The sequence below is a fragment of the Streptomyces sp. NPDC040610 genome, assembly GCF_055594065.1.
Map to the genome: position 1 here is coordinate 548,904 of NZ_JBVIXA010000001.1, position 18,473 is coordinate 567,376.

The window sequence follows — 18,473 nt, forward strand, 5'->3', positions numbered from 1 at the left end:
TGTCAGGTCGTTCTCGTGGGGGCGGCGGTCGTCGGGCTCGCCGCGTTGCCCGGTGCGTTGGAGCAGTTGTTCCACGGGGGGTCGGTGGCGGAGCGGGTGGCCGCGGCCGCTCCCGCACTGGTCGTGGTCGGCGTCGCCGCCGGGGTGCGCGCCGGGGCCGACGCGGTCGGCGCCTACGCCTCCGCCCGGCTCGCGCCGGAGGTCGCGTCCGAGGCCGATCTCCAGATCCTGGCGGCCGCGCCGCGGGTGGAGCTGGAGGCGTACGACCAACCCGGTTTCGGCGACCGGCTCCAGGCCGCGGGGCGTGGCGCCGAGGCGACCGAGAATCTGATCGCCGACGCCCAGGCACTGGTGTCCGCGCTCGGCCAACTCGTCGCCGCCGCCTCGGTCCTGACCCTGCTCCACCCCGTACTGCTGCCGCTGCTCGCGCTCGCCGTGGTGCCCAAGGGCGCCGCCGCCGTCACCACCGCGCGCATCCAGCACCGCGCCGACCACCAGAACACCGCGGACAGCCATCTGCGGTACCTGCTGCGGCACTACGCCACGCACCAGCGCACCGCGGCCGAGGTGCGCGCCACCACGATGGCCGCGTTCCTGGCCGACTGGTACGCGGAGATCACCGGCCGGATCAGGGCCACCCACCGCCGGGCCGCGCCCCGGGTCCTGCGTGTCACGCTGCTCGGCGCGGGCCTCAGCGGTCTGATGCTCGCCTCGACGTGGGCCGCGCTCGGCTGGCTCGCCGCGAGCGGGCGGATGCAGCTCGCGCTCGCCGCCACGGCCGTCATCGCCGTCCGTACCTGCACCGGCGCGCTGACCTCGCTGGTCCTCGCCGCCGCCCGCCTGTTCCGCACCAGCCTGTACCTGGAGGACTGGCAGACGTTCCTGCACCGGGCGGCGGCGCTGCGGGCCGTGCGGGGGGTCCCTGGCGGTTCCGGACGGGGCGCCCGCCGAGATCCGCGCCGAGAAGGTGAGTTACACCTATCCCGGCGCGACGACCCCGGCGGTCGACGGCGTCAGCCTCACCCTGCGGCGCGGCGAACTCCTCGCCCTCGTCGGCGAGAACGGGTCCGGCAAGACCACCCTGTCCGCCCTGCTCACCGGGCTCCGCATCGCCTCCACCGGCACCGTCAGCTGGGACGGCACCGACCTCGCCGACGCCGACCCGCACACCGTGTGGGCGAAGGTCGGCCTCGTGCCCCAGGACTTCACCCGCTGGCCGATGGACCTGCGCGCCAACATCCACCTCGGCCAGCCCCGCTCCGGGAACGACGCCCTCCTCCTGGACGCCGCCCGCGCCGCCGGTGCCGACCGCGTCGTCGCGGACACCCCGCACGGCCTGGACACGCTGGTCGCGGGCTCCCACTGGGGCGGCACCGACCTGTCGGGCGGCCAGTGGCAGCGCATCGCCGTCGCCCGCGCCTTCTACCGCGACGCGGCGATGCTCATGCTCGACGAGCCCACCTCGGCGATGGACCCCCGCGCCGAGTACCTCGTCATCCGCCGCTTCAAGGAGCTGGCCGCGGGCCGGACCGCCGTCTTCGTCACCCAGGGCCTGGAGAACGCCCGCATCGCGGACCGGATCGTCGTCCTGGACCGGGGGCGGGTGCGTGAAGAGGGGGATTTCGAGGGGTTGTTGGCGCGGGACGGGCTGTTCGCCGAGTTGTATCGGCTCGCTCAGGATCGGTGACAGCTCAGCGCAGCGTCCTGCCGAACCCCGAAGCCAACGGCATCCGTAACCCCAGAGGCGGCGGCGCAGCCAACGCGTCCTCGACCGGCCGGGCGTACCGATGCCCGAACAGCACCCCCTGCACAAAATTGGAGGCCAACGCCCGTACCTCGGCGTGATGCTGACTGAGCCGATGCCCGTCCGAGTGCACCTCGAACCGACACACGTCCCGATTGGCCTTCTTGGCCCGCTCGGCGAGCCGGAACGACAACTCGGGATCGGTCCGCTCGTCATTCGTGCCGTGCACGATCATCACGTGCCGCCCGACAAGTTGCTTCACCGGCTCAGGCGGCGCGGCCACATCGTCCTCGGGCAGCCAAGGAGCCAGCGCCAGAACGGAGTTGACGGCGGAGTGCGCGGCGGCCCGCAGCGCCGCCCGGCCGCCCATGTCGACGCCGACGAGACACACGGGCACATCGCCGTAGCGTCGTACGACCTCGTCGGCCGCCCACTCGGCGTCCCGCGCGAGCTGCGCCTCCGCGCCGTTCCAGCCGGCGACCCGGTAGTGCACGACGTGCGCGGCGAGCCCGTCGGCCTGCCCGGCCCTGGCGAGGTGCCGCCCGAGGGAACGTATCGCCGTGGCGGCGAAGGGGGAGGGCTTGCGGGCAGACGTCTCGTGGCCGCCCGGCAGCAGCAGCGCGACCGCGCTCACCGTCGAGGGGCGCGCGGCGACCGCACGCCCGAGTCTGGCCGTGCGCACGGGACGGGACGTCGCTTGCTGTGCCATGGCAGAACAGTGTCAGAAGTCATGGTGTATGCCACCTGTCCGCAGGGTCACTGTTCCATATCGACCCGGTGAGTTCTACGCGCGTAGGAGTTAGAGTGCGGAAATGACGAGCCAGACCAGCAAGATCAGCGCAGCCGGCGGCCACCCGGGGCGCCCGGGCAACCCCGGAACCCCCGACCCGGAGCAGATCCGCCGCGCCCCGAAGGTCCTCCTCCACGACCACCTCGACGGCGGCCTGCGTCCCGGCACGATCGTCGAGCTGGCCCGCGAGAACGGGTACGAGGGCCTGCCCGAGACCGACCCCGACAAGCTCGGCGTCTGGTTCCGCGAGGCGGCCGACTCCGGCTCCCTGGAGCGGTATCTGGAGACGTTCGCGCACACCTGTGCCGTCATGCAGACCCGCGACGCGCTGTTCCGCGTCGCCGCCGAGTGCGCCGAGGACCTGGCCGAGGACGGCGTCGTCTACGCCGAGATCCGCTACGCCCCCGAGCAGCACCTGGAAGCGGGCCTGACCCTCGAAGAGGTCGTCGAGGCCGTGAACGAGGGCTTCCGCGAGGGCGAGCGCCGCGCCAAGGCCAACGGCCACCGCATCCGCGTCGGCGCGCTCCTCACCGCGATGCGGCACGCTGCCCGCGCCCTGGAGATCGCCGAACTCGCCAACCGCTACCGCGACCTCGGCGTCGTCGGCTTCGACATCGCGGGCGCCGAGGCGGGCTTCCCTCCCACCCGCCACCTGGACGCCTTCGAGTACCTGAAGCGGGAGAACAACCACTTCACCATCCACGCCGGCGAGGCCTTCGGCCTGCCGTCGATCTGGCAGGCCCTGCAGTGGTGCGGCGCCGACCGGCTCGGCCACGGCGTGCGCATCATCGACGACATCAAGGTCGCCGACGACGGCACGGTCCAGCTCGGCCGCCTCGCCTCCTACGTCCGCGACAAGCGCATCCCGCTGGAGCTGTGCCCGAGCTCGAACCTGCAGACCGGCGCCGCGACCTCGTACGCCGAGCACCCCATCGGCCTGCTCCGCAAGCTGCACTTCCGGGCGACCGTCAACACCGACAACCGCCTGATGTCCGGCACCAGCATGAGCCGCGAGTTCGAGCACCTGGTCGGCACCTTCGGCTACACGCTCGACGACATGCAGTGGTTCACCGTCAATGCGATGAAGTCGGCGTTCATTCCTTTCGATGAACGGCTCGCCATGATCAATGACGTCATCAAGCCCGGCTACGCCGAGCTGAAGTCCGAGTGGCTCTTCCGCCAGACGGTCTCGACCAGCGGGTCCGTCGACAGCTAAACGGATTTTGTACGTCAACACGGCGGCCGGGAGCAGTAACTCCCGGCCGCTTTCGACTGTTTGCGGGCTGTACCAGCGGGTGCTTACCGTCGAGCCCCGCTCAACGCCCCCGTCATCAAGGACGCATTCAACATGAAGCAGTCTGCCGTCAAGACCCTCGGTGTCGCCGCCCTCGGTGCCGCCTTCGCCGCCACGGGCGCCGGTGTCGCGAGCGCCGCGGCCGGCCCGGACGCCGTGGGCGCCCTGAGCACGGTCACCTCGACGCTGCCGCTGGAGGAGACCGCCCAGAGCCTGCCCGACGGGGCCCCCGAGGCCCTGGCCGCCGGCCACAGCGCGCTCCAGAGCGGCCTGAAGTCCGCCAAGCCCACCACCGACAAGCTCCTCCCGCTCGGCGGCGACGACCAGGGCGAGGACGGCGCCGCCGACCGGGCCATGAGCACCAAGCCCGCGCCGAAGCCCGCCGACCCGGTCAAGGGCCTGCTCGGTGGCGTCCCCGTCGTCCAGGGCCTGGGCACCAACGCCCTCCCCACCGACGCGGTGACCGGCGCGCTGCCGACCAGCGCCCTGCCCACCGACGCGGTGACCGGCGCGCTGCCCACGGGTGCGCTGCCCACCCAGGGCCTCCCGACCACGGCCCTGCCGCTCGGCTGACCCGAGCCGCCCGGCACACGCACGACGGGGCGCACCCTTGTGGGGGTGCGCCCCGTCGCCGTACCCGGACAGGCCCGTCGGCGTACCGGACCGGAACCTTCGTCACCAGGCCGTCTTCACCTTGTTCTCGGTCGGGAGCACGATCCACAGGGCGATGTAGAGCAGGAACTGGGGGCCGGGCAGCAGGCAGGACAGCACGAACGCGACGCGCACGGTCGTCGCGGACCAGCCGAAGCGGCGGGCGACGGCAGCGCACACGCCGCCGATCATGCGGCCGTCGGTGGGGCGGGCAAGGGCGGACATGGGGGCTCCTCGTGGACCGTGGTCGGGTCTGGGGCGGGAGGCTTCGGCTTGTCGTCGCCTCGGTATATCCAAGGTAGGTCCACGAAACGGGCAAAGCGTCAGGCTACGGAGCGATGCCGACCCTGGGAATCTTCGGGGTCGCCCCCTGCGGGGCCTCCTCCCTGAGGCGGGCCGTAAGGGGCCGCGCGGAGGAGCGGCGACGGCGAAGCCGGGCCCGCGCCGCGGGCACCACGGCGACATGGGCGAGCGCCACGCCCAGCGTGTTCAGGAGCAGCGAGTCGACGTCGACGACCTGACCGGGCACCCCGGTCTGCAGCAGCTCGATGCCCAGGGACAGCAGCGCCCCCGCCGCGACCGTGCGGGCGAGGGACGCAAGCCGCGAGACGTCGAGCCGCCCCCCGACCAGCGGAAGCAGCACCCCGAGCGGCGCCAGGAGAAGCAGCGCCCCGCCGATCTGCCGGGCCGCCTGCTCCGGGCCGCGCTCCAGGTCCGCCTTGATGCCGGCCAGCGGCTCCAGGTTCGCCGCGCTCACCCAGGGCACGTCCAGCGGGCGCAGCGTGATCCACGCGACGACCAGGAGATGCGCGGCGAGGAGAACCCCTCCCGCCGCGCGAAAGCGAATGGCGGCACCGCGCCCGCCCGAGCCTTGACGCACGCACCCCAAGACGCCGGTGGCGGCGGGATCGGTTCCGCAGCCGCTCGGACTCCTGCATGCGAGGTCGGGAAGGCCGCGGCCCCCGGGCCCTCAGGAATCGAGCGACTGCGACGGCGGCGACACCGTGCCGGGGCGGGCCCGCACGGCCTGTGTGCACTCGTAGCGCTCAAGGCCCGTCCCCGCGGGTCCGCCAAGCACGACGGAGCCGTCGCCGTCCGACGCCGCGCTGTCCGCGTACGTGCACACGATCTGCGCGAGCGCGTGCGACGACAGGCTCTGTGGGCGGGTGCTCAGCCGCAGTGCCTCGTCCGGGTCGTCCCGCTGGGGGCCGGTGACGGTCATGCCGCGGCGTACGTCCGTGGCGTACCCGGCCTGCTTGGCGGCCTGGGACGGCGGCACCGACAGCTCGTCGAGGAGCGCCTGCGCGATCCGCACCCGGTCCGTGGACGCCTTCTCGGTGGGGATCCGCACCGTCCGGTCGACGATCACCAGCTGCGACGCGCACACCAGGAAGATCTGCACGGGCACGCCGGTGGACTCGGCGCGCGAGGAGATGTCCGGGCCCGACGCCACGCACGGCACCCGCGAGGGCGCCGCCCCGAAGTCGGTCGGCACCTCCGTGGAGCGGATGCCGCAGCCGGCCAGCGTGGCGGTGAGCACGGCGGCGGCGAGGGCGGCGCTCAGCCGTCGCCTGGTCATGTCGCTTCCTTGCCTTCCTCGGGGCGCTCCGCGTCCCGTTCCCCGTCGGCGTCCGCCTCGGCCTCCTGGTCGGGACCGGGCTCCGCCGTCAGCGGCGAGGCGTCCCGCGGCAGCCGCAGCGTGAACACCGCGCCCCCGGCGGGCGAGTTGGCCGCGGTGATCTCGCCGCCGTGGATGTGCGCGTTCTCCAGCGCGATGGAGAGCCCGAGCCCGCTGCCTTCCGACCGCGGCCGGGACGCGCTGGCCTTGTAGAACCGGTCGAAGACATGCGGCAGCACGTCCTCGGGGATGCCGGGCCCCCCGTCGCGCACGGAGATCACCAGGCTGTCGCCGTCCAGGCGCACCGACACCTTCACCGGGGAGCCGCCGTGCTTGAGGGCGTTGCCGATGAGGTTGGCGAGGATCACGTCGAGGCGGCGCGGGTCCAGGCGGGCGTGGATGCCGCGCTCGGCGTCCAGGTCGACGGCGTCGAGCCAGGCGCGGGCGTCGATGCACGCGGTGATCTGGTCGGCGAGGTCGACGTCGTCGAGGACGAGGCGGGCGGTGCCCGCGTCGAAGCGGGTGACCTCCATCAGGTTCTCGACCAGGTCGTTCAGGCGCCGGGTCTCGCTCACGACGAGGCGGACGGCGGGCTCGATCATGGGGTCGACGGAGCCGGTCTCGGCGTCCAGCTCCTCCTCCAGGACCTCCGTGACGGCGGTGATCGCGGTCAGCGGGGTGCGCAGCTCGTGCGACATGTCCGCCACGAAGCGGCGGCTCGCCTCGTCGCGGGCGCTCATGTCCGCGACCTTCTTCTCCAGGTTCTCCGCGGTGCGGTTGAACGTACGCGACAGATCCGCCAGCTCGTCCGTGCCCGACACCCGCAGGCGCGTGTCCAGCTTGCCCTCGCCGAGCCTGCGCGCGGCCACGCCCAGGCGGTGCACGGGTTTCAGGACGGTCGTCGCGGCGGCCTGCGCGAGCAGCGCCGAACCGACCAGGGCGAGCGCCGTGGCGATGGCCAGGGACCAGCCGAGCGAGCTGAGGTCCTTGGCCTCCGGCTCCAGCGACTTGAGCATGTAGCCCGTCGGCCCGCCGCCGATCACCTTCGCCCCGCCCACCAGGTACGGCGTGCCGTGGTCCACGGTCCGCTGCCAGTACAGGTGGTACGGGCTCTTGTTGCCGGAGGAGACCGACTGCTCCTTCTTGACCGCGTCCCGCAGCGCCTTCGGCACCTTGGCGAGCGTGAAGGCGTCCAGGTCGGAGTAGCCGTACACCTGGTCACCGCTGGCGTTCTCGCTGATCAGCAGCACGCTGTAGCGCTGGCTGCTGTTCGCCATCTGTCCGGCGGCGGCCTGCAGCTCGTCCTGCGTGGGGTTCAGCGGCAGCGCGCCCGCGCGGGTCTGCAACTGCTGCCGGAAGTCCTTCAGGGCCGCGTCCTGCGCACGCGTCAGGACGGCCTCGCGGTTCAGCCAGTACGCGATGCCGGACGCGGACACGGCGGCGGTCAGCGCCACCAGCGCGAACACCACGACCAGGCGCAGCCGCAGACTGGTGAAGCGCAGGCCGGACAGGAACGCCTTGCGGGCCGCGGGCAGACCGCGGAGCTTGTCGTGCGGTTTGGTCACTGAGGCGTGTCCAGCCGGTATCCCACGCCGCGCACCGTACGGATCAGCGTCGGCGAGGACGGCACGTCCTCCACCTTCGCGCGCAGCCGCTGCACACAGGCGTCGACGAGCCGCGAGTCGCCGAGGTAGTCGTGCTCCCACACCAGGCGGAGCAGCTGCTGGCGCGACAGCGCCTGCCCGGGCCTGCGGCTCAGCTCCAGGAGCAGCCGCAGCTCCGTCGGCGTCAGCTGCAGGTCCTCGCCGTTCTTCGTCACCGTCATCGCCGCGCGGTCGATCACGAGCGAACCGAACGTCGCCGCGTCGTTGGCCTCGCGCTCGCCGCGCCGGAGGACCGCGCGGATACGAGCGTCGAGCACCCGCCCCTGCACGGGTTTGACCACATAGTCGTCGGCCCCGGACTCCAGGCCCACGACCACGTCGATGTCGTCGTTGCGCGCGGTCAGCAGGATGATCGGCAGCTGGTCGGTGCGCCGGATGCGACGGCACACCTCGAAGCCGTCGATGCCCGGCAGCATCACATCCAGCACGATCAGGTCCGGACGCTGCTCGCTGAGCAGCTTCAGACCGTCCTCGCCGGTGGCAGCGGTGGCCACCCGGTGGCCCTGGCGCGTCAGCGAAAGCTCCAGGGCCGTCCGGATGGCGTCGTCGTCCTCGATCAGCAACAGGGAAGGCACAAACGTCATTCTGTCCCATGGTGCGGGCCCAGTTCGACTGTTGGCGGGGGTCTCACACCGCACCCACACGAGTAAGCGGCGCCCTTTCGGTGCCACGAGGCCTGTTGCAGGCCTGTGACAGTCGGGGGACACCGCCATGAAGTGGGCCGGGCAGAGTTTTGGTCACACGGAAATCCCAGACTCCACGACGGGGGGCGCGAGATGAACACGCTGCACAGCACCAGCTCAAGCGCAGTTGTCACGCGTCTGCACGACGTCCACCGGAGTTCTGAGAAGCACGAGAAGTCCGGTGCCGTGAGCGGGCGGGGGTGCGCTCGCGGCACCGGGCGTCAGCACACCACGTACATGACGGTGGTTGACGCACTCAAGGGCGGCGGTGACGGGGGAGCTCACGGGGGAGCCGCGTACAGGGAGGTCTCGGGGGAGCGGACGCAGTCCCGGACGGGCAGCGAGGACGCCGAAGCGGCGTTCACCGCCTACGTCCAGGAGCGCCGCGCCTCCCTGTACGCAACCGCCTACCACCTGACCGGTGACCGGTTCGAGGCCGAGGACCTGCTGCAGAGCGCCCTCTTCTCCACGTACCGCGCCTGGGACAGGATCAGCGACAAGGCCGCCGTCGGTGGCTATCTGCGGCGCACCATGACGAACCTGCACATCAGCGCCTGGCGCCGCCGCAAGCTCAACGAGTACCCGACCGAGGAACTGCCGGAGACGGTGGGCGACACGGACGCGATGCGCGGCACCGAGCTGCGCGCCGTGCTGTGGCAGGCCCTGGCCCGGCTGCCCGAACTCCAGCGCACCATGCTGGTCCTTCGTTACTACGAGGGCCGTACGGACCCGGAGATCGCGGACATCCTCGACATCAGCGTGGGCACGGTGAAGTCCAGCATCTGGCGGTCGCTCCGCCGGCTGCGCGAGGACGAGGTCCTCAGCTTCGGCCGTGACCAGGAGGAGTCCTTCGGCGAACTGGTCGCCTGAGGACGGGGGGACACGGGGGCCGTCGCTTCGGGGGAGGCGGCGGAAGCAGTGAAGGGGGACCCACCCGGGGGAACTGGGGGGTGGTGGGAATCCAGGGGGGAAACGGGGGTCCACGGGGGATACGGGGACCAACGGGGGAAACGGACAGCGGGACCGGAAGGCCGGGGGGTCTTTCCGGGCCCGCTGTCCGGCGTTCGCCTCCAGGCCGTTCGGCGTGGGCCGCGAGCTCCTCGGCGTCGGCGTCAGGCCGCCGCGCGGGCCTTCACACAGCGGCCCGCCGCCGCGGCGGCGAGGCGGCCGAGGGCCTCCTCCTTGCCACAGGCGTGCGCGCCGAGCGCCGTCTGGCGGGCCACGATGGAGCGCTCCGCGCGCATCAGGCGCCAGCCGCGGCGCAGCAGGAACGGAACGGACTTGCGGCCCTCGCGCAGATCGCGCAGGAGGCGGCGCCGGAACGTCGTCGAGGGGCGGCCGCGCAGACAGATCGCGTCCGCGAGGACCCCCATCTCACGGCAGCGTTCCACGATGTCGGCGGCGAAGATGCCCTCCGCGATGAACAACGGCGTGCGCTCGATGTCGAGCGCCTCCTCGCCGACGCGCGAGCTCGTCGAGATGTCGTACACCGGGACCCGGGTGCGGCCGGTGCGGCACAGCTCGCCGATCGCGGCGAGGGCGACGTCGGCGTCCCAGGACAGCGGGGAGTCCCAGTCGATGTCCGAAGTGCCGGCGACCTGAGGCAGCGACGGGTCGGTGCCTTCCTTGTAGAAGTCGTCGAGGCACAGCACGGGCAGTCCCGTGCGGGACGCGAACGACGACTTGCCCGAGCCGGAGGGGCCGGCGAGCAGCACGACTCGGGTGGGTATCGGGGGATGGGAACCCAAAGCTGTGAACCTTCTCACCAGTGGTCTCGCCGAAGGGCGGCTGTGGCTGCCGCTTTCGGCCTGCTGACCCCCGTGGTCCCGGGCGTCCCCGCCCCGGTCTCGGGTTGCTGCGGGCACGGCTCGTCGGCGGTGGTCCGAGCCATTATCAACCGGTGTGCCCCGGGTGCCCAGACCCGGGGCGGCGGCAATGTGCCGACGCCCCGGAACGGCTTGCGGAAACGTTATTTCTGTGTGCCGGGGCGGGCCAGGTGATGGAAGCCGACCTCGGGGTTCGCGGCGCTCGGGCCGTTCAGGATCGGCTGCGGGCGGCCGCGCAGATGCTGGTCGAAGAACGCGCCGACATAGGCGCCGGTGATCGCCGCCGCGCGGCGGCCGGGCAGGCCGCCCGGCTCGTCCTCGCCCAACTGCCCGGCCAGCGGTGCCAGGTCGGTGAAGGCGAAGTGGTCCGCCCCCGCCACCCGCAGCCAGCGCTTCCAGCCGTTGAGCCGGTCCCAGGCGGCCTCCCACGTCCTGTCCCGGCCGCTGTGGTCCTCGGCCGTCCCCACGAACAGCATCGGGCGGCCGGACAGGTCCGACGCGGGTCCGACGTCGACGGCGGGCCCGTCCAGGTTCACCGCGGCCCGCACCCGGGCGTCGCCCGCCGTGGCCGCCGCCGCGCCCGCGCCGCCGAGCGAGTGCCCGGCCATGCCGACGCGCTTCTTGTCGATCAGGTCCGCGTGCCGCCACACCGGCCGGGCGCCGGTCAGCCGGTCCAGGACGAAGCGCAGGTCCTTGGCGCGGCCCCGCGCGGCGGGCCCGACGGTGTTCTCGTCGACCCGGCCGCAGGCCGCGCACGGCAGGATGCCCCGGCCGGGGAACTCCACGCCCACGGCCTCGTGGGCGTGGTCGACGACCGCGACGACGTACCCCCGGCTCGTCAGCTCCTCGGCCAGGCCCGTGAGGGTGGTGCCGGGCACGGAGAAGCCCGGCGAAAGGACCACGAGCGGGTACGAGCCGGGGGCGGGGCGCGCGCCGACGCGAGTGTGGGTGCGGGTGCCGCTCAGGACCTCGGGCGGGACGCCTTCGATGCCCCGGTCCTCCAGGAAGAGTTGGGCGCCCTTGACGCTCATGTACGGCGCCGGGGTGCCGGTGCCCTTCCGCGCGGGGTAGTACAGCGACACCATCAGCTCCCGGTCGCCGGACCTCGGCACCCACGGGTCGCGGCGGCTGTGGTCCGTCAGGTGCAGGGAGGCGCGGCCGACGGCGCGGGGGCCGGTCGGCTTCGGCAGGCGCAGTCGGGGGCTCGGGGCCTCGGGCCGGGTGGACGCGGGCCCGGCGTTCGCGGTGCTGTCCCGGGCGGCCGCGGGGGCCGCTTCGGCGCCGGTGGCGAGGGCCGTGGCCCCGCCGGTGAGGGCGCAGGTGAGGAGGGCGGCGACGGCCCTGCGGCGGCGCGACTTCATGGGTGTGGGCTCCTCTGTCTCACGGCCGCACCCCGTACGCTGCGGGCGGCCTCGGCGACTTCAACGTAGGAGCGGGGGGTGGCGCGGCGAGTCCCGCTGGGGAGCCAACTCCGGGGGTGGCTCCGGGGAGCCAGTCGGCCCGGCGGGGCCCGTCGGCCCGGCGGTGCCAGTCCGTCCGAGGAGTGAGTCGACCCCGGGAGGCCGCCCGTCCTAGTTCTGTCTGCCGCCCGGTACGACGAGGCCGCTCTCGTACGCGAAGACCGCGGCCTGGGTGCGGTCGCGCAGCTGGAGTTTGTGCAGGATGCGGCCCACGTGGGTCTTGACCGTCTCCTCGGCGACGGTGAGCGCCGCGGCGATCTCCGTGTTGGACAGGCCCTGCGCGATCCGGGCGAGCACCTCCGTCTCCCGGCCGGTCAGCCCCTCGACCCGGGCGCCGGAGGCCCGCACCGGACCCGTGCCGAGGCGGGCGAACTCCGCGATGAGGCGCCGGGTGAGGTCGGGCGAGAGCAGCGCGTCGCCGCCCGCCACCACGCGTACGGCCTCGGCGAGTTCGACGCCCGACGCGTCCTTGAGCAGAAAGCCCGCGGCGCCCGCGCGCAGCGCCTCGTACACGTACTCGTCAAGGTTGAAGGTGGTCAGGACCAGGACCTTCGGGTGGGTGTCGGGGTGTGCGGTGATGCGGCGTGTCGCGTCGATGCCGTCGACGCCGGGCATGCGGATGTCCATCACGATCACGTCCGGCCGCAGGTCCGCCGCGAGTCCTACGGCCTCCGCACCGTCCCGTGCCGTCCCGACGACCTCGATGTCCGGCTGGGCGCCGAGCAGGACCGAGAACGCGTCCCGGACCATCGCCTGATCGTCGGCGATCACCACGCGGATCGTCATGCGGGGGAGTCCTTGTCGGTGCGAGGGGAGGGGGAGGGAGCGGGGGTGGAGGTCGTGGCGGGTGCGGGGGCGGGCGGCGGGGTGGTGTGGGTCGGCAGGGTCGCCGTCACTTCGTACCCGCCCTCCGGTGCGGGGCCCGCGGCGAAGTCGCCGCCGAGCATGGCGACGCGCTCCCGCATGCCCGTGAGGCCGTGCCCCGCGCCCGGCGAGGGCGGGGCGGCCCCGGCGGCCGGGCCGTTGGTGACGCGCAGGGTCAACGTGCGGAGACCGTAGCCGAGTTCCACGGTCGTGGGGGCGCCGGGGGCGTGGCGCAGGGTGTTGCTGAGCGCCTCCTGGACGATGCGGTACGCCGACAGCTCCACGCCCGGCGGGAGCGCGCGGCGGGTTCCCGTCACGCTTGCCGACACCGGCAGGCCGGTGGCCCGCACCTGGGACAGGAGGGCGTCGAGCTGGTCCAGGGAGGGCTGCGGGGTGGTGTCGGCCGGGGTGCCGCCGTCGGACTCGGCGCGCAGCAGGCCGAGCAGTCGGCGCAGTTCGGCCAGGCCCTCCAGGGCGTTGGCGCGGATCGACGCCAGCTCCGTGACCAGTTCGCGCGGCGGGTCCGGGACGCGGTAGGGGGCGGCGTCGGCCTGGATGGAGATCAGCGACATGTGGTGGGCCACCACGTCGTGCAGCTCACGGGCGATGCGGGCGCGCTCCTCCAGGACCGTGCGGCGCGCCCGCTCCGCCGCCGTTGCCTCGATCTGTTCGGCGAGGCGGGCGCGGTCCTCGCGGCGGCCCCGGCGGATCGCTCCCGCGAGCAGGGCGGTCGCGTACAGCGCGGTCCCGGTCGCGACCGTCGGCCAGGAGCCGACGCCCGCGCCCAGCAGCTTCAGGGTCGCTCCCAGGGCCGCGCTCAGGGCAGTCGCCGTCGCCGCCGGGAGCAGGGGGACGCGCAGGGCGAGCAGGAACAGGGTGCCCGCTTGGACCGCCCACGCCCACAACTCGTTGTCGTGCGTGGGCGGGTGGCCGAGGGGGATCGCCGCGAAGCAGGCGAGGGACAGCCAGTACGCCAGGGTCGGCCTGCGCAGGGCCAGCAGCAGGGTGGCCGCGTGGGCTGCCGCCAGGAGCCGGGCGGGCAGGTCGGCGCCCGTCGCGGCGAGCGCTGTGGCCGCGAGGGCGATCAGGGTGTGGGGGAGGAACCGGAGGGGGCGGGGCCAGGTGAGTGGGGGGAGAGGGTCGGGGGTGGGGGTGAGGAGGGGCTTGAGGAGGGGCTTGTGGGGGGTGGGGGTGGTGGTGATGTCGTTCGTGGGAGGGGTGGCGGGCACGGTGAGGGTCCTTCGGGCGGGCGTGGTGGGTGCCGGTGGGCCCGGTGGTGGTGACGCTATGCGACCGCGGGGGTGGTGTGCGTCCCGCTCAGGGGCGGTTTCGGGGAGTAGCTCTCCAGGGGGAGACGGGGGCGGGACGGGCTGGTGGAGGGCTTTTGCGGGGTGGTGGAGGGTTCTTTTGGGGGCGTGGGGGTGCGGGTGGTCTTTGATATGCGGGGGGCGGCTCAACTACTCTTCGTGCACGCTCGATTACTTACGTATGTTCCGTAGAGGTGGTCCCCATGGCTCGAAACCCTGCACGTGACTCGGCGCGGCACTCGGCGTCGAAGACTTCTCCCGCCGCCCGGGCGCTGCTGCGCGCGGGGCTCGGCGTCTCCGTGGCGGGGGCGGCGCTGGGGCTCGGGGGTGGGGTCGCCAGTGCGGCGCCCGCGGTGGTGCCTGCGGCGGGGCTGGCCACGCCGGTGGGGGACGTCGACCCCGACACGGCTGGGAACGCGCTCGCCGATGGGTTGCATCGGGCTACCGCCGGGGGGTTGGGGGCCGCGAAGCATCTTCGGCTCAATCCGTTGGCCGGGACGGGGGTTGATCCGCTCGACAACGCGGTGGGGACTCAGGTGGCCGACTTCAAGCCGGTGTCCACGGCCATGGCCACGGGGCCGTTGACCCAGGGTGGGTCGTTGGCGGAGATGCCGGTTGTGGGGGCGGTGGCTGGTGTGTTGCCCGGCTAGGCCCTCGCGGGGCGCCCCAGTCCCGCCCCTTCTCCGTAACCGGGGCTGCGCCCCTGGACCCCGGGGGTGGGTGTCCCGTGGCGGGTGGGACAGTCCTCCGCCGAATCGGCGCTCCGCGCCTCGTCCTCAAACTCCCCCAAGCTCTTAGGGAGCAGGGGGTACCCCCATGACGGGCTGAAACTTCGCCGCTGCGGGCTGGAAGTGAGCCCGTGGCGTGTGGGTCGGAACGGCCCAGGCCTGCACTGCCTGAACGTCCCGGGCCTGCCCTGGACGGTGCGCTGCCCGAAACGCCCTCAGCCCGCCCTGGACGGCGGGCGGGCTGAGGGGTGATTCGGGGGTGGGTCAGTACGCCGAGCCCGAGGCGCCCAGGGAGCCTGTGGGGTGCCAGACCGTCTTGGTCTCCAGGAATGCGGTCAGGCGGTGGGTGCCGGGGGTGGTGGTGAAGTCGGCGTCGGTTTCCACAGCCTGTGGACGCAGTACGCGCTTGAGGTTGTCCGCCGCCGCGATCTCCAGGTCCTTCGCCAGGTCGGCGTCCGCGCCGGCCAGGTCCAGGCCGTTCACGTCCTGGTGGGCGGCGAGGGGGAGGGCCAGCTCCGCCGTCTTGCCGCTGAGGATGTTGACGACGCCGCCCGGCAGGTCCGACGTGGCCAGGACCTCGCCGAGGGAGAGGGCGGGGAGCGGGGACTCCGCGGAGGCGATGACGACCGCCGTGTTGCCCGCCGCGATCACGGGGGCCACCACCGACACCAGGCCCAGGAACGAGGACTCCTGGGGGGCGACGACGGTGACCACGCCGGTCGGCTCGGGCGTGGAGAGGTTGAAGAAGGGGCCCGCGACCGGGTTCGCCCCGCCCACGACCTGCGCGATCTTGTCCGTCCAGCCCGCGTACCAGACCCAGCGGTCGATGGTCGCGTCCACGACCGCGGCCGCCTTGGACTTCGACAGGCCCTCCGCCTCGGCGACCTCGCGCACGAACTGCTCGCGGCGGCCCTCCAGCATCTCGGCCACGCGGTAGAGGATCTGGCCGCGGTTGTACGCGGTCGCGCCCGACCAGCCGCCGAACGCCTTGCGCGCGGCCACGACCGCGTCACGGGCGTCCTTGCGGGAGGACTGCGGGGCGTTGGCCAGCCACTTGCCCTTCGAGTCCGTCACCTCGTACACCCGGCCGCTCTCGGAACGCGGGAACTTTCCGCCCACGTACAGCTTGTAGGTCTTGAAGACGCTGAGTCGCTGCTGCTCGGACTTGTCAGACATCGAGGTACGCCTCCAGGCCGTGGCGACCGCCCTCGCGGCCGAAGCCCGACTCCTTGTAGCCGCCGAAGGGCGAGGTCGGGTCGAACTTGTTGAACGTGTTGGCCCAGACGACCCCGGCGCGGAGCCTGTTCGCGACAGCGAGGATGCGCGAGCCCTTCTCCGTCCAGATGCCCGCCGACAGGCCGTACTGCGTGTTGTTGGCCTTGGCCACGGCCTCTTCCGGGGTGCGGAAGGAGAGGACGGACAGGACCGGGCCGAAGATCTCGTCGCGGGCGACCGTGTGCGCCTGGGTGACGTTCGTGAAGAGCGTCGGGGCGAACCAGTAGCCCGACGTGGGGAGTTCGCACGGCGCCGACCAGCGCTCGGCGCCCTCCGCCTCGCCCGTCTCGGCGAGCGCCGTGATGCGGGCCAGCTGCTCGGCGGAGTTGATCGCGCCGATGTCGGTGTTCTTGTCGAGCGGGTCGCCCAGGCGGAGGGTCGACAGGCGGCGCTTGAGGGAGTCGAGGAGTTCGTCCTGGATCGACTCCTGGACCAGCAGGCGGCTGCCCGCGCAGCAGACCTGGCCCTGGTTGAAGAAGATGCCCGTGACGATGCCCTCGACGGCCTGGTCGATCGGCGCGTCGTCGAAGACGATGTTCGCGCCCTTGCCGCCGAGTTCGAGAGTCAGCTTCTTGTCCGTGCCCGCCACCGTGCGCGCGATCTGCTTGCCCACGGCCGTGGAGCCCGTGAAGGCCACCTTGTTCACGTCCGGGTGCGCGGTCAGGGCCGCGCCCGCGTCGCCGTATCCGGGGAGGATGTTGACGACGCCCTTCGGGAGGCCCGCCTGGCGGCAGATGTCCGCGAAGAACAGGGCCGAGAGGGGGGTCGTCTCGGCGGGCTTGAGGACGACCGTGTTGCCCGTCGCGAGCGCCGGGGCGATCTTCCACGCCAGCATCAGGAGCGGGAAGTTCCAGGGGATGACCTGTCCCGCTACGCCCAGCGGGCGCGGGTTCGCGCCGTATCCGGCGTGGTCGAGCTTGTCGGCCCAGCCCGCGTAGTAGAAGAAGTGCGCGGCGACCAGGGGGAGGTCCGCGTCGCGGGTCTCCTTGATCGGCTTGCCGTTGTCGAGGGTCTCCAGGACGGCCAGCTCGCGGCTGCGCTCCTGGATGATGCGGGCGATGCGGAAGAGGTACTTCGCGCGCTCGGCGCCCGGAAGCGCGGACCACTTCTCGAAGGCCTTGCGGGCCGCCTTCACGGCACGGTCCACATCGGCCTCGCCCGCCTGCGCGACCTCGGAGAGTACCTCCTCGGTCGACGGGGAGACGGACTTGAAGACCTTGCCGTCGGCCGCCTCGGTGAACTCGCCGTCGATGAACAGGCCGTAGGACGGGGCGATGTCGACGACCGAGCGGGACTCGGGAGCCGGTGCGTACTCGAAGATCGATTTCGGATTTGCCATGGGTCTCAGTCCACCGTCACGTAGTCAGGGCCGGAGTAGCGTCCGGTGGCCAGCTTCTGGCGCTGCATCAGCAGGTCGTTGAGCAGACTCGACGCGCCGAAGCGGAACCAGTGGTTGTCCAGCCAGTCCGCGCCCGCGGTCTCGTTGACCAGGACCAGGAACTTGATGGCGTCCTTGGACGTCCGGATGCCACCGGCGGGCTTCACGCCCACCTGGACGCCGGTCTGCGCGCGGAAGTCGCGCACGGCCTCCAGCATGAGGAGGGTGTTCGCGGGGGTCGCGTTCACCCCGACCTTGCCGGTCGACGTCTTGATGAAGTCCGCTCCCGCGAGCATGCCGATCCAGCTCGCGCGGCGGATGTTGTCGTACGTCGAGAGTTCGCCGGTCTCGAAGATCACCTTCAGGCGGGCCCGCGCGGAGGCCTCCTTCACGGCGACGATCTCCTCGTACACCTTCATGTAGTCGCCGGAGAGGAACGCGCCCCGGTCGATGACCATGTCGATCTCGTCGGCGCCCGCGGCCACCGCGTCGCGGACGTCCGCCAGCTTCACGTCCAGGGCCGCGCGGCCCGCAGGGAACGCCGTCGCCACCGAGGCGACCTTCACGTCCGTGCCCGCGACGGCCTGCTTCGCCGTGGCGACCATGTCCGGGTACACACAGACCGCGGCCGTGCGCGGCGTCGTGCGGTCCGTCGGGTCCGGGTGGACGGCCTTCGCGCCGAGCGCGCGGACCTTGCCCGCGGTGTCGGCGCCCTCCAGGGTCGTCAGGTCGATCATGGAGATGGCCAGGTCGATGGCGTACGCCTTCGCCGAGGTCTTGATCGAACGCGTCCCGAGAGCGGCGGCGCGAGCCTCCAGGCCGACCGTGTCCACGCCCGGGAGGCCGTGCAGGAAGCGGCGGAGGGTGGCCGCCGACGCCGTGACGTCGGCGAAGGGGGTGCCGGTGGGTGTGGCTGCCCCTGGGGGTGGTGTCGTCGTCGGCATAGTCACGAGGGGAGCATATCTACGCGCGTAGCGGCGTGTACAGGGGGCGGTGCGGGTGGGTGGGCCCTCGTGGGGCGCCCCGGGCCCGCCCCTTCACCGTAACCGGGGGCTGCCGCCCCCTGGACCCCCGCTGTCGGCGCTTCGCGCCTCGTCCTCGAACTCCCCCAAGCTCTTGAGGAGCAGGGGGTACCCCCATGACGGGCTGAAATGTGCCGGACGGGCTGCGAGCAGCCCGTCCGGCTGGTGA

19 protein-coding genes are annotated in these 18,473 nt (G+C 72.7%); 5 read left to right on the forward strand and 14 right to left on the reverse strand.

Annotated elements, in window-relative coordinates; all coding sequences use genetic code 11:
• Positions 1-536: 536 nt before the first annotated feature.
• Entirely contained in the window at positions 537-851 is a 315-nt protein-coding gene (locus ACZ6AA_RS02565; protein WP_471455850.1) for a hypothetical protein, read from the reverse strand.
• A 116-nt stretch (positions 852-967) separates the two neighbouring features.
• Here ACZ6AA_RS02565 and ACZ6AA_RS02570 point away from each other — a divergent pair, with 116 nt between their 5' ends.
• Positions 968-1,687, forward strand: coding sequence for an ATP-binding cassette domain-containing protein (locus tag ACZ6AA_RS02570; protein WP_471455852.1), 720 nt, complete (start codon positions 968-970; stop codon positions 1,685-1,687).
• A 4-nt stretch (positions 1,688-1,691) separates the two neighbouring features.
• Here ACZ6AA_RS02570 and ACZ6AA_RS02575 read toward each other — a convergent pair whose 3' ends face one another.
• Positions 1,692-2,453 (reverse strand): alpha/beta hydrolase, encoded by a 762-nt coding sequence (locus ACZ6AA_RS02575; RefSeq protein WP_468451092.1) that lies wholly within the window; start codon positions 2,451-2,453, stop codon positions 1,692-1,694.
• Between the two features lie 103 nt (positions 2,454-2,556).
• Between ACZ6AA_RS02575 and ACZ6AA_RS02580 the strand changes: the two genes are divergently transcribed.
• Both ACZ6AA_RS02580 and ACZ6AA_RS02585 read left to right on the forward strand, forming a co-directional pair.
• The gene (locus tag ACZ6AA_RS02580) at positions 2,557-3,750 is read left to right on the forward strand and encodes an adenosine deaminase (RefSeq protein ID WP_468451094.1); all 1,194 of its coding nucleotides are present in this window, start codon (positions 2,557-2,559) and stop codon (positions 3,748-3,750) included.
• A 132-nt stretch (positions 3,751-3,882) separates the two neighbouring features.
• A complete protein-coding gene (locus ACZ6AA_RS02585; RefSeq protein WP_468451096.1) occupies positions 3,883-4,401 on the forward strand; it encodes an ATP-binding protein in 519 nt (172 codons plus the stop codon).
• 102 nt (positions 4,402-4,503) lie between these two features.
• Here ACZ6AA_RS02585 and ACZ6AA_RS02590 read toward each other — a convergent pair whose 3' ends face one another.
• The 5 genes from ACZ6AA_RS02590 to afsQ1 all read right to left on the reverse strand — a co-directional run bounded on the left by ACZ6AA_RS02590 (position 4,504) and on the right by afsQ1 (position 8,336).
• Positions 4,504-4,704 carry a PspC domain-containing protein gene (locus ACZ6AA_RS02590; RefSeq protein WP_468451098.1) on the reverse strand — a complete coding sequence of 67 codons (201 nt, stop codon included), beginning with the start codon at positions 4,702-4,704 and terminating at the stop codon, positions 4,504-4,506.
• Positions 4,705-4,807: 103 nt separating this feature from the next.
• On the reverse strand, positions 4,808-5,359 hold the full coding sequence (locus ACZ6AA_RS02595) for a VanZ family protein (protein ID WP_468451100.1): 552 nt from the start codon (positions 5,357-5,359) through the stop codon (positions 4,808-4,810).
• A 90-nt stretch (positions 5,360-5,449) separates the two neighbouring features.
• Positions 5,450-6,058 carry a hypothetical protein gene (locus ACZ6AA_RS02600; protein ID WP_468451102.1) on the reverse strand — a complete coding sequence of 203 codons (609 nt, stop codon included), beginning with the start codon at positions 6,056-6,058 and terminating at the stop codon, positions 5,450-5,452.
• Positions 6,055-7,662: an ATP-binding protein gene (locus ACZ6AA_RS02605; RefSeq protein ID WP_468451104.1), complete on the reverse strand. Its 1,608-nt coding sequence runs from the start codon at positions 7,660-7,662 to the stop codon at positions 6,055-6,057. Before ACZ6AA_RS02605 ends, ACZ6AA_RS02600 begins: the two co-directional genes overlap by 4 nt.
• Positions 7,659-8,336, reverse strand: coding sequence for a two-component system response regulator AfsQ1 (afsQ1, locus tag ACZ6AA_RS02610; RefSeq protein WP_037659607.1), 678 nt, complete (start codon positions 8,334-8,336; stop codon positions 7,659-7,661). The genes ACZ6AA_RS02605 and afsQ1 overlap by 4 nt, the downstream gene beginning before the upstream one ends.
• Before the next feature lie 201 nt (positions 8,337-8,537).
• Here afsQ1 and ACZ6AA_RS02615 point away from each other — a divergent pair, with 201 nt between their 5' ends.
• Positions 8,538-9,314, forward strand: coding sequence for a SigE family RNA polymerase sigma factor (locus tag ACZ6AA_RS02615; RefSeq protein WP_190114670.1), 777 nt, complete (start codon positions 8,538-8,540; stop codon positions 9,312-9,314).
• 242 nt (positions 9,315-9,556) lie between these two features.
• Here the strand turns inward: ACZ6AA_RS02615 and ACZ6AA_RS02620 are convergent, their stop codons facing one another.
• The 4 genes from ACZ6AA_RS02620 to ACZ6AA_RS02635 all read right to left on the reverse strand — a co-directional run bounded on the left by ACZ6AA_RS02620 (position 9,557) and on the right by ACZ6AA_RS02635 (position 13,823).
• Positions 9,557-10,192, reverse strand: coding sequence for a uridine kinase family protein (locus ACZ6AA_RS02620; protein ID WP_468451106.1), 636 nt, complete (start codon positions 10,190-10,192; stop codon positions 9,557-9,559).
• A 221-nt stretch (positions 10,193-10,413) separates the two neighbouring features.
• On the reverse strand, positions 10,414-11,631 hold the full coding sequence (locus ACZ6AA_RS02625) for an alpha/beta hydrolase family protein (RefSeq protein ID WP_471455862.1): 1,218 nt from the start codon (positions 11,629-11,631) through the stop codon (positions 10,414-10,416).
• Between the two features lie 210 nt (positions 11,632-11,841).
• Positions 11,842-12,516 (reverse strand): response regulator, encoded by a 675-nt coding sequence (locus ACZ6AA_RS02630; RefSeq protein WP_468480460.1) that lies wholly within the window; start codon positions 12,514-12,516, stop codon positions 11,842-11,844.
• The gene (locus ACZ6AA_RS02635) at positions 12,513-13,823 is read right to left on the reverse strand and encodes a sensor histidine kinase (RefSeq protein ID WP_471455865.1); all 1,311 of its coding nucleotides are present in this window, start codon (positions 13,821-13,823) and stop codon (positions 12,513-12,515) included. The genes ACZ6AA_RS02630 and ACZ6AA_RS02635 overlap by 4 nt, the downstream gene beginning before the upstream one ends.
• Before the next feature lie 281 nt (positions 13,824-14,104).
• Between ACZ6AA_RS02635 and ACZ6AA_RS02640 the strand changes: the two genes are divergently transcribed.
• Positions 14,105-14,551: a hypothetical protein gene (locus ACZ6AA_RS02640; protein WP_468451114.1), complete on the forward strand. Its 447-nt coding sequence runs from the start codon at positions 14,105-14,107 to the stop codon at positions 14,549-14,551.
• 342 nt (positions 14,552-14,893) lie between these two features.
• On the opposite strand, the gene ACZ6AA_RS02645 is transcribed toward ACZ6AA_RS02640, so the two are convergent.
• From ACZ6AA_RS02645 to deoC, 3 genes are read right to left on the reverse strand one after another with little or no spacing between them, the layout of a single operon-like run.
• Entirely contained in the window at positions 14,894-15,805 is a 912-nt protein-coding gene (locus ACZ6AA_RS02645) for an aldehyde dehydrogenase family protein (RefSeq protein WP_468480462.1), read from the reverse strand.
• Positions 15,798-17,243, reverse strand: coding sequence for an aldehyde dehydrogenase family protein (locus tag ACZ6AA_RS02650; protein ID WP_468451118.1), 1,446 nt, complete (start codon positions 17,241-17,243; stop codon positions 15,798-15,800). The genes ACZ6AA_RS02645 and ACZ6AA_RS02650 overlap by 8 nt, the downstream gene beginning before the upstream one ends.
• 5 nt (positions 17,244-17,248) lie before the next feature.
• Complete coding sequence (deoC, locus tag ACZ6AA_RS02655) at positions 17,249-18,232, reverse strand: deoxyribose-phosphate aldolase (protein ID WP_468451120.1); 984 nt, start codon at positions 18,230-18,232, stop codon at positions 17,249-17,251.
• Between the last annotated feature and the right edge of the window lie 241 nt (positions 18,233-18,473).